12 protein-coding genes are annotated in these 11052 nt (G+C 37.8%); 5 read left to right on the forward strand and 7 right to left on the reverse strand.

From position 1 onward, the window contains the following. The coding region (locus tag AC11ZT_RS12540) for an MBL fold metallo-hydrolase (protein ID WP_484059921.1) at positions 1-1289 on the forward strand (1289 nt) is incomplete at its 5' end. An 84-nt stretch (positions 1290-1373) separates the two neighbouring features. Here AC11ZT_RS12540 and AC11ZT_RS12545 read toward each other — a convergent pair. From AC11ZT_RS12545 to AC11ZT_RS12555, 3 genes are read right to left on the reverse strand one after another with little or no spacing between them, the layout of a single operon-like run. Further along, on the reverse strand, positions 1374-2093 hold the full coding sequence (locus tag AC11ZT_RS12545) for an amino acid ABC transporter ATP-binding protein (protein ID WP_484059922.1): 720 nt from the start codon (positions 2091-2093) through the stop codon (positions 1374-1376). Next, on the reverse strand, positions 2086-2742 hold the full coding sequence (locus AC11ZT_RS12550) for an amino acid ABC transporter permease (RefSeq protein ID WP_484059923.1): 657 nt from the start codon (positions 2740-2742) through the stop codon (positions 2086-2088). Before AC11ZT_RS12550 ends, AC11ZT_RS12545 begins: the two co-directional genes overlap by 8 nt. A 13-nt stretch (positions 2743-2755) precedes the next feature. Next, on the reverse strand, positions 2756-3595 hold the full coding sequence (locus AC11ZT_RS12555; RefSeq protein ID WP_484059924.1) for a substrate-binding periplasmic protein: 840 nt from the start codon (positions 3593-3595) through the stop codon (positions 2756-2758). A 587-nt stretch (positions 3596-4182) separates the two neighbouring features. Here AC11ZT_RS12555 and AC11ZT_RS12560 point away from each other — a divergent pair. After that, a complete protein-coding gene (locus tag AC11ZT_RS12560) occupies positions 4183-4383 on the forward strand; it encodes a cold-shock protein (RefSeq protein WP_484059925.1) in 201 nt (66 codons plus the stop codon). A gap of 204 nt (positions 4384-4587) precedes the next feature. Here the strand turns inward: AC11ZT_RS12560 and AC11ZT_RS12565 are convergent, their stop codons facing one another. The 4 genes from AC11ZT_RS12565 to AC11ZT_RS12580 form a co-directional block, all read right to left on the reverse strand. Then, a complete protein-coding gene (locus AC11ZT_RS12565) occupies positions 4588-5400 on the reverse strand; it encodes a dimethylamine monooxygenase subunit DmmA family protein (RefSeq protein ID WP_484059926.1) in 813 nt (270 codons plus the stop codon). Between the two features lie 304 nt (positions 5401-5704). After that, entirely contained in the window at positions 5705-6274 is a 570-nt protein-coding gene (locus AC11ZT_RS12570) for a manganese catalase family protein (RefSeq protein WP_484059927.1), read from the reverse strand. A gap of 12 nt (positions 6275-6286) precedes the next feature. Next, complete coding sequence (locus tag AC11ZT_RS12575; protein WP_484059928.1) at positions 6287-6550, reverse strand: spore coat protein CotJB; 264 nt, start codon at positions 6548-6550, stop codon at positions 6287-6289. 2 nt (positions 6551-6552) lie between these two features. Beyond that, positions 6553-6777, reverse strand: a complete 225-nt coding sequence (locus AC11ZT_RS12580) for a spore coat associated protein CotJA (RefSeq protein ID WP_484059929.1) — start codon at positions 6775-6777, stop codon at positions 6553-6555. Positions 6778-7022: 245 nt separating this feature from the next. On the opposite strand from AC11ZT_RS12580, the gene AC11ZT_RS12585 reads away from it, so the two are divergent. The 3 genes from AC11ZT_RS12585 to AC11ZT_RS12595 all read left to right on the forward strand — a co-directional run. Further along, on the forward strand, positions 7023-7523 hold the full coding sequence (locus AC11ZT_RS12585; protein ID WP_484059930.1) for a MarR family winged helix-turn-helix transcriptional regulator: 501 nt from the start codon (positions 7023-7025) through the stop codon (positions 7521-7523). Continuing rightward, positions 7504-9231: an ABC transporter ATP-binding protein gene (locus tag AC11ZT_RS12590; RefSeq protein ID WP_484059931.1), complete on the forward strand. Its 1728-nt coding sequence runs from the start codon at positions 7504-7506 to the stop codon at positions 9229-9231. The genes AC11ZT_RS12585 and AC11ZT_RS12590 overlap by 20 nt, the downstream gene beginning before the upstream one ends. Then, a partial coding sequence (locus AC11ZT_RS12595; protein ID WP_484059932.1) for an ABC transporter ATP-binding protein occupies positions 9228-11052 on the forward strand: 1825 nt, incomplete at its 3' end. The genes AC11ZT_RS12590 and AC11ZT_RS12595, both read left to right, overlap by 4 nt.

Raw genomic sequence — 11052 nt, forward strand, 5'->3', positions numbered from 1 at the left:
AAAAAGAAGGTTTACACATAACAGCAGCAACTGAAACACATATTCATGCCGATTTTCTATCCGGCGGGCGTGAATTGGCAACACGCCACAATGTGAAATTATATCTATCTGACGAAGGAGATGAAAACTGGAAGTACCAATATGTAGATAATATCGACCATGAACTCGTTCATGATGGTTCTGTTTTCCAGATAGGAAATATTTCATTTGAAGTTATGCATACGCCAGGGCATACCCCTGAAAGTATTTCATTCATTTTAACAGATAAAGGGGGAGGCTCTTCGGTACCTATGGGTATCTTTACAGGCGACTTCGTATTTGTTGGAGATGTTGGGAGACCAGACCTTTTAGAAAAGGCAGCAGGCATTGTAGGAACAGCCGATGTCGGTGCAAAACAGATGTTTCATTCCCTAGAACGCTTTAAAACACTACCGGAACACTTGCAAGTTTGGCCCGCTCACGGAGCAGGAAGTGCATGCGGAAAAGCATTAGGAGCCGTTCCTCTTTCCACAGTTGGCTATGAATTACGAAACAACTGGGCGTTGCAATATAAAGAGGAAGCACCTTTTGTTAAAGCATTGCTTTCAGGGCAACCTGAACCACCTAAGTATTTTGCAATGATGAAAAAGTTAAATAAAGTAGGTCCAAACCTACTATCAGAGAAAGCCATTTTGAAATACAACTCAATCGATCAACTACAAAATAGTATAAACGAAAAGACAATTGTCATTGATACACGCCCTGCTGTAGATTTCCGTAATGGACACATGAACGGATCCATTAATATTCCATTTAATAAATCCTTTACAAACTGGGCAGGTTGGGTTGTTCAATATAATCAAGAAATGATATTAATTGCAGAAGAAGAAAATATAGCTACTATCCGAGAAGCTCTTCAATCTATTGGACTAGATCAAGTGAAAGGATATATCGATGCTGCAGTTGCAACGCAATCTGGATCTCTTACAGAAACATACGAAAACATTAATCCTTATCAATTAAGCGAGCTTCTAAAACAAGAGGATACCTTCTTACTTGATGTTCGTAACCAATCCGAATGGGATGAAAGTCATATTGAACAAGCTCATCATTACATGCTAGGCTACTTATCAGACCGTATGTCCGAGCTTCCAAAGGATAAAACATTAATTGTACAATGTCTATCTGGTGCTCGCTCTGCCATTGCTGCAAGTATTCTACAAGCTAATGGGTTTAAATCTGTTATAAACTTAGCAGATGGATTTAAAGGTTGGACAAAGGAACGGATGCCGATTGTAAGTGGGAAGTAATACTATATAAAACGTTCATATTCGAAGTACAATGAAGAAAGCCACATTCTTTTCAGTTCAAAAGAATGCGGCTTTTTCTTCCTGTCATAAAATTCTACTTAAAAAGGCTTGTGTTCGCTCTTCACGTGGATGAAGCAGTACTTCATCCGGCGAACCCATCTCCACAATTTGACCAGCGTCCATAAAGATAACACGATCGGCAACTTCTCGTGCAAACCCCATTTCATGCGTAACAACAATCATTGCCATTCCTTCCGATGCAACCTGCTTCATTACGCCTAATACGTCTCCGACAAGTTCCGGATCAAGCGCAGAGGTCGGTTCATCAAAGAGAATACATTTTGGTTCCATTGCAAGTGATCTGGCAATGGCTACTCGTTGTTGCTGCCCTCCTGATAATTGATGCGGGTGGGCATCTAATTTATTACCAAGCCCTACTTTGTTCAGTAGTTCTGCAGCCAATTCTCTAGCCCTATCTTTATTCATTCTTTTAACCCAAACTGGGCCTTCCATAACATTTTCCAACACAGTGCGGTGAGGAAACAAATTAAAACGTTGAAATACCATTCCAATTTCCGTTCTAACAGAATGTAATTCCTTCTTATCTAGCAAAGACTTATTTTTATACAAAATGTCCCCGCCTTCAATTGTTTCTAGCCCATTGATGCATCGTAAAACCGTACTTTTCCCAGAACCACTCGGTCCAATAATAACAACCTTCTCCTGCTTTTCAATCTTCAAATTGATATCAAATAATACTTGATGAGTTCCATAACATTTCGCAACATTCTTTAGTTCAATCATGCAGTCTCAACCCCTTTTCCAAACGACCAGCTACAATCATAAGCATGGAAGTTACAATCAGATACAAGAAAGCGATGACTGTATACACTTCAAAACTACGGAATGTTGTCACAATCACTTGTTCCCCAGTATGAAATAATTCCGTAATCGTCAAAAGCGAAACCATCGAAGAATTTTTGATCGTCATAATAAATTGGTTGACCATAGGTGGAATCATCACTTTTACTGCTTGCGGCGCTATAACCCGATACATCGTCATAAACTTTGACATACCAAGCGACTGTGCTGCTTCTCTTTGTCCCTTATCAATCGATTGAATACCAGAACGAACAATTTCAGTTGCATAAGCACCTGTATTTAATGATAGTCCTAATACCGCTGCTTGCATCGGTTCCAAGCGAATCCCTAGTTGAGGTAATCCAAAGTACAAGATAAATAATTGCACGAGTAAAGGCGTTCCCCGAAAAATCCAAACATATAAAAATGCGATTTTATTAATAATAAAGTTGGAGGAGAGGCGCGAAACCCCTCCGATAATAGAGAATAGAACCCCAATACTTAAAGAATAAAACGACAATTCAATTGTTTTCCATAACCCTTGTAAAAATATTGGAAGAAAGGGGATCATGTCTGCATAATGTAAAGTCATTCAAACCCCTCCTTTATTTCAGCCACTTATCAAATAGCTTGCTTTCATCGCCACTATCCTTCATCGTTTTAATTTCATTATTCACAAACTTCAGTAAATCATCCTGACCCTTACTTACACCAATTCCTAATGAAGCTTTTGTAAATGCTTGTCCGACAATTTCCAATTTGCTGTCTGGATTTTGTTTGTTATATCCCATTTGGTTTAAATAATCATTAAATGCTACATCAACGCGGCCCAGCTGTAAATCCATCAAATAATCAGTCGTATCTTTATACGATTTAATCGTTAATTTCATCCCTTTTGCTACCATATCTTTCGCTGCCTGTTCACTCGCTGCGCCTGCTTTAACCCCTACTGTTTTTCCATTCAAATCATCCAAACCTTTTATAGAGGCATCGTCTTTACGTTTTACGAGGACCATACCTGTATCACTATAAGAATCCGACATATCAATGACTTTTTTACGTTCATCCGTTGCATACATCGCCGCGATAACAAGATCTGCTTGTCCATTTTGTAAAGTAGGTATTAGTGAAGTAAACTGCATTTCCTTCCATTCCACCGTAACGCCTAGTTTATCCGCTAACTTTTTCCCAAGATCAATATCATAACCTACTAGATTATTACTTCCTTTTTCATGATACTCGAATGGATAATAGTTTCCAGTTGCAATAACAAGCTTTCCACTTTTCTTTATTTTATCAATGGTTGGCCCAGAAATGGCTGAACTTGTATCTGTTGACTTTGTGGTATCGGATGTTACGGGTGCTTTTGATGAATTGCTACAAGCTGTGAGAACTGCTAATGTCAAAATAATTAAATATAAGGAAATTTTCTTCAAACTAAACATGTTTGTTGCCCCTCTCGAATCTGTATTTTTTTGTTTTTCATGCTTCTTTGTGTTTTTGCTAGATATGCCTGATCCTACCTTACCTAAAATCGACTACAGCCAACTAACACGAATACTCTAGAACCAATCCATTTAAAGGAAATGTCCTAAAATATCCTTTTTTAGATCTAATAGTGAAACTGAAATCCTTAAGTTGTTTTAAAGATAGCAGAAACAAAATACGGCAACCACAAGTGTGTTATATAATCTAACATTGTTTTTAGAATTATCTGATTATACTTCATGAAATACCATTAAGTAGGCTACCTGCAATGGTGACGTTAACTAAAATCTATGATATTAAATTATTAAAAGTCCATTCTGCTTATATAGATCCGACTGAAAAGATAGCCCTCTCTTACATACTTTCGGAAAAAATTTACATATTTTCACCGTATTAATTCTTGCAATATCATTCATACCCTGTTACATTTAAATAGAATTATTTTTGTTCGGCAAGGTATGTTAAGTGAACAACTTTCAATCTTGAAGTTTTGAGCAAGGATAGTAACACATGTGTGCATTGCACACGCCTGGAGGCAATAATAATGGAACAAGGTAAAGTAAAATGGTTTAACGCAGACAAAGGTTTCGGCTTCATCGAACGCGAAGGTGGAGATGATGTATTCGTACATTTCTCAGCAATCCAAAGCGAAGGCTTCAAAACTTTAGATGAAGGTCAAGCTGTTACATTCGATGTAGAACAAGGTCAACGCGGACCTCAAGCTACAAACGTTCGTAAAGCATAATTTAAATCGACATCTTTCACAGACTCTACTTGTAGAGTCTGTTTTTTGTTGTTTCTAACCCCACTAAAAAATCCCTATTCACTAATGAATAGGAATTATACGTGCAAGTAAAGTAAAATGGTAGATTAAGTATAGCATACTATTTTTACACTACCTAATCATTTTTACTACATTTAGTTAGCATTTATGTATGTCACTATTGTACTACAAGACAACATTTACATACCCTAAATAGGCGCCAAGCCGTTTTGAAAAGTGGTTAGAAACACTGAGTTTGGTTTTGCAATGCTCGCATATTAATTCATTTTTCTTCATATTTAAATGATAGCATTTCACACAAAATACTTGTTCCCTTTTGTCTCTAAAGCCTTTGCATTGAATGTTATCATCTGTTAGTCCAAAACTATATGCTAATTCCTTAATATACATAATTAACGACCACGAACCTGAAATATAGAGCTGCGTATTGATGAGGCTATCATCAAAAATAGATTGCATCTCTTCATAGTCGAAGGAGGATAGGAAATGGATATTTCCTGGAGTTTTGGTTTTTACATATTTCATCAGTTCTTCTTGATGCTGACTTATTTTGATATACACATCAGTTGGTATGTTCGTAAAAGACTTTAACAATGCTATATTGTCATAAAGGGTACAATCATCAATAATGCAGATCATTTTCTTAGTTCGTGAATGAATTTCAAAATTCGAGTGTTTAGATATATCAAATGTAAGTTGTTGATACATAAGTTTGTCCATCAAGCAGTAGAATTCCATTTCTGTATATTCAGAAGCACGGAAAAACATACGATAGGTTCCCTCTGTCTTCGATAGTTCCATAAGCTGGATTGGAATTTCGATAATGGCTTGACCATATTTCATTCGCTTTGCAATGCTAACCGTTTGCGAAATAGATCCTTCGATTAGCTTTACATCTACCATATACATTTGATGAAATAGTTTTTTATAGCAAAAGGGCTGGCATGTAATCGTATTTGTCTTCGTATGGATCTCCATAATTGAAACTCCTTTCCTTGCTTGTGCATGTGTTTGCATAGCCAAAAATTCATAACAAGTTCACAAAACTCCTATGTAAAAATTCGATTATTATATCTATATCGTATTGTAACTTTATTTTAAATATTCAGTTAATTTATTGTGAGATAATATAACATATTTTTTAGCCAGGATGATCTACTCCTAAGAAAATATCAGATATAAAGACACCTTCTTATACAAAATATCATACACAAGAAGGTGTCTTTGAATAGTTCTGTTTAAGGCAGTGCCACCTATCTTTGCTTTTTATTCCATACTTGTATTAGAAAATCGTCTTCTTTGTTTGTTCTTCTTTTAATATTTCAACGGCCTCCCGAAATCGTTGTGAATGTATGATTTCCCTTTCTCTTAAAAATTGTAAACTATCATTTATATCCGGATCATCCGATAAGTTGATTAACCATTGATAGGTCGCACGCGCCTTTTCTTCTGCAGCAATATCTTCATACAAATCAGCAATAGGATCCCCTTTTGCCTGGATAAAGGTTGTCGTAAATGGGACACCCGCCGCATTATGATAAAACAATGCACTATCATGATTCGCATAATGACCATCCAAGCCAGCCTCTTTCATTTGTTCCGGTGTCGCATCTTTTGTTAGCTTATAAACCATCGTTGCAATCATTTCAAGATGCGCAAATTCTTCCGTCCCTATATCCGTAAGTAATCCAATAACCTTATCTGGAATCGTATAACGTTGATTTAAATATCGAAGAGCTGCTGCTAATTCTCCATCTGCGCCACCGTACTGTTCAATTAAATATTTAGCAAGTTTAGGATTACATTTACTAACTTTTACAGGATATTGTAACTTTTTTTCGTAAATCCACATTGTTCTTACCTCCTATACTTGCCATGGCCAAGGGCTCTGTCCCCACTTCCATTCTTTTTCTGATATGCTATTTCCATATTGTAAAAGCGGACCAAATTTCTCTTCGAATTTCTGCTTCACTTGCATTTGATATTTTGCAAAATGATTAAATTGATCCAATGCTTGCGTATCATTCGGGTGAGTATCTAAGTATAAAGTCAGCTCCACTAATACGAAATCAACTGCTTGTATATCCGAAAGTAAAGAATAATATTCATCCGGCAAAGTTTCATGCATATCTATTCCCTCCTGCCTCGATACGGATCCTCATAATAATCATAGAATACTGGCCATAAAGTACCCTTTTTTAGTGCTTCCAAAGGAGAAAATTGAGGTAGATTGACTGATTGAAAACCAATATATAAATGAGGCGGTGTAGAATAATACTTCTTCCCGATTGGAGGACAAGGATCGCTTTGAGCATGATAAGGAACGTACGCTTTTATGTTCGATAAATTAGTCATCTTATCTTAAGCACCTCCCTACATGTAGTTCACATTATTGTATTCCCCCTAGCCAAATGATATGAATCAGAAATTCTCCCTAGATAAACAGATAGAGATTATGGTACAAGCTACCTGAATCCTTACTTTATTCTTGACATCATTCCTCAATGAAACTACGATATAGTTAATAATATTAATTATTCATCATCGAATAGTTTTATAAAGAACCGTTCACATGAGAATAAAAATCGAGGTGATTTAATATGGAAATGAAAAATGAGGAGTTGGAGCTAACTCACGCTTTTCTAACATCCTTTTTTCGTATTCATCGGCATTTTGGAAAATGGCTCCATGCTACGATGATAAATAATGACTTAAATGTCCCGCAATTCATTATTTTGCAATCCATGCCGCCCAGACAAATCGTTCCGCAAAAAATATTAGGTAAGAAACTTTTGTTTCCTAAAAGTACACTTAGCTCCAGTGTAGATGGATTGGTTTCACTAGGATTATTACAACGAATCATTTCTGAAGAAAACCGCAGAGAAGTATCTCTCCTAGTAACAGAAGCCGGGAAAGAAAAATTGCAAGCTATCTACAACGATCCGGATGGCTTACATCAAAGAATGCGTGCTATTTTAACTCAGTTTCCTAAAGAATCAATCAATACATTGCTAGAGATTCATAGTCAATTATATGAATTGATGCTCAAAGAAGTAACAACAGAGATAGGAGGAAAGGCAAGTGATAAAACTCTTTCGTAATTTAAAGCCATTTACTTGGATGATCGCGGGTGTACTTATATTTGTATTTATTCAAACAATGTCTGATCTCTATTTACCGACCTTAATGTCTGACATTATTAATTCAGGTGTTGTGAAAGGTGATGTAAATTACATCTTAAGAATTGGTGGCATTATGCTAGGCGTTGCTGCTGGCGGTGCTATTTTTTCTGTATTTGCAAGCTATTTCTCCTCGAAGGTAGCGATGGGATTTGGCCGCAACTTGCGTAAAAGAGTATTTTCGCGTGTAGAAGCGTTTTCCCTACAAGAATTTGATAAGATAGGCACAGCTTCCTTAATTACACGTACAACGAATGATATTACACAAGTACAGCAGGTATTAATCATGATGATGCGGATGGTGTTAAGTGCACCGATTATGTTTGTTGGAGGCATCATAATGGCAGTATCAAAGGACGCTAAACTATCCCTCATCATTGTAGCCATCGCACCTATTCTTGTGTTAACGATCATCCTTACGATGTATAAAGCTTTACCGCTTTTTAAAATCGTACAAAAAAAGCTCGATAAACTGAATTTAATTCTTCGTGAAAATTTAACAGGCGTTCGCGTCATTCGCTCCTTTAACCGGGAGCCGTATGAGCAGGAACGTTTCGACGTAGCTAACCATGATTTAACAGACGTTTCCATTCGCGTGAATAAAATCATGGCTTTCATCATGCCGATCATGATGTTAATTATGAACTTGGCAACAATCGCTGTTCTTTGGTTTGGTAGTATTCGAATCGATAGCGGCAGTATGCAAATTGGTGATTTATTTGCGTTTATCCAATACGTCGCACAAATCATGTTTGCCCTCATCATGGCGTCTATCATGTTTGTTATGGTTCCTCGTGCTTCGGCTTCAGCAGATCGGATTAATGAAGTACTTGCTATGGAGCCAAGTATTATTGATCCAGAAGAAGCGTTTGGAACAGAAACAAGTAAAGGTGATATTGTGTTTGAACGCGTTACATTTAGTTACCCAGGAGCCGAACGACCTGCGTTATCCGATATTTCCTTCCACGCCAAGCCAGGGCAAATTACTGCCATAATTGGCGGTACAGGTTCAGGGAAATCGACACTTGTAAATTTAATACCTAGATTTTACGATATCGATTCAGGGACGATTCGCATAAACGGAGCGAATATTCACGAAATGAAACAAGCCGACGTTCGTTCTAAAATTGGGTTTGTTCCGCAAAAAGCTGTATTATTTACCGGCACAGTCAATGAAAATATACGATACGGAAAAGAAGACGCAACAACAGATGAAATTGTGCATGCAGCAAAAATTGCACAAGCTGCTGACTTTATCGCTCAAATGCAAGAAGGCTACGAATCACCCATTACCCAAGGCGGTTCGAATCTTTCAGGTGGGCAAAAACAACGTCTATCCATTGCAAGAGCATTGGTCCGTAAACCGGATATTTATATTTTTGATGATAGTTTTTCTGCACTAGACTATAAAACGGATGCAAACCTACGTGCTGCATTAAAAGCAGAAACAAAAGAAGCAACCGTACTGATCGTTGCACAGCGTGTGAGCACCGTTTTACATGCTGATCAAATTATCGTGTTAGATGGTGGAAAAGTTGAAGGAATTGGTAGCCATGCAGAGCTGTTAGAATCCTGTACGGTATATCGTGAAATCGTTGAATCGCAGTTGTCAGAGGAGGAGATCGCATGAGCGAATCAAAACAAAAGTCTCAGCAAGGGCGCGGATTCGGGCCTGGTCACGGACCTGGCGGCGGGATGATGGTACAAGGAGCGAAGGTAAAGGATTTTAAAGGCACACTCAAACGTTTGCTTGTCTATTTAAAGCCGCGCCGGATTAAATTGTTTGTCGTTTTCCTTACCGCGATTCTTAGTACGATTTTCATGATTGTCGGCCCTAAGCTAATGGGAAATGTAACGACCAAGCTGTTTGAAGGCGTTATATTAAAAATGAAAGGAATTCCTGGAGCTAAAATTGATTTCACCTATATAGGAAACGTACTGTTTCTACTCGTTGGGCTTTATGTACTAAGCGCTCTATTCAGCTACTTACAGCAATATCTTATGTCTGATGTTGCCCAAAAAACCGTGTATGATTTACGACTTGAGGTCAATAAGAAACTAGCAAGACTTCCCCTTAAGTATTATGATGAACACGCACACGGCGATACATTAAGTCGTGTTACGAATGATATCGATACAATTGGAAGTACACTTCAGCAAAGTATTACGCAGTTTATCACTTCCTTTGTAACAATTATCGGAATCATTATTATGATGCTAACAATCAGTCCGATGCTTACGTTAATTAGCGTAGTGGTAGTAATCCTATCCGTTTTTGTGCTTGGACCAATTATGAAACGGTCGCAAACGTATTTTGCCAACCAACAACAGTCTCTTGGTCAATTAAATGGCCACATTGAAGAAATGTATAATGGTCACAATATCATTAAAGCATTCGGCCATGAAGACAAAGCAAAGGTAGAATTTGATGAAGTGAATGCGAAATTGTATGATGCAGGCTGGCGTGCTCAATTTATATCAGGAATCATCATGCCGCTTATGTCTTTTGTCAGCAACCTTGGCTACGTTGCTATTGCCGTAGTTGGCGGAATTTACGTAACAAAAGGGTTTATTCAAATCGGAGATATCCAAGCTTTCATTCAATATTCTAGACAATTTTCTCAGCCAATTGCGCAAACTGCAAATATTGCAAACATTATTCAATCTACGATTGCCGCAGCAGAACGTGTCTTTGAAGTGCTAGATGAAAATGAAGAAGTGAAAGAAACAAATAATCCAGTTAACATAGATTTTGTCAAAGGAGAAGTACACTTTGAACACGTACATTTCGGCTACAAACCAGATGTCCTTCTCTTCAACGATATAAATATCAATGTATTACCTGGTCAAACGGTAGCAATCGTCGGTCCAACAGGTGCCGGAAAAACAACATTAATTAATTTACTGATGCGCTTTTACGAAACGAATAGCGGCACAATTAAAATTGATGGCATCGATACGCTAAATATGTCTCGGGATGACCTTCGCAAAACATTCGGAATGGTATTGCAGGACACATGGCTCTTTAACGGGACAATCAAGGATAATATTGCCTATGGCCATTTGGGTACGACGGACGAAGAAGTCTTTAAGGCAGCGGAGGCAGCACATGCCGATCAGTTCATTCGTACACTTCCAGATGGATATGACACTGTATTAAACGAAGATGCTTCGAATATTTCACAAGGACAGCGGCAGCTTCTCACGATTGCCCGGGCAATCCTAGCAAATCCGCCCATCATGATTTTAGATGAGGCTACAAGCAGCGTAGATACACGAACAGAAATCTATATTCAAAAAGCAATGAATACGTTGATGCAAGGACGCACAAGCTTTGTTATTGCCCACCGCCTCTCTACCATCAAGGATGCAGACTTAATTTTAGTCATGAACAAAGGAACAATCATTGAACAAGGAACACATCATGAACTGCTTGAACAAAACGGCTTCT

It is taken from the genome of Ectobacillus sp. (assembly GCF_056992975.1).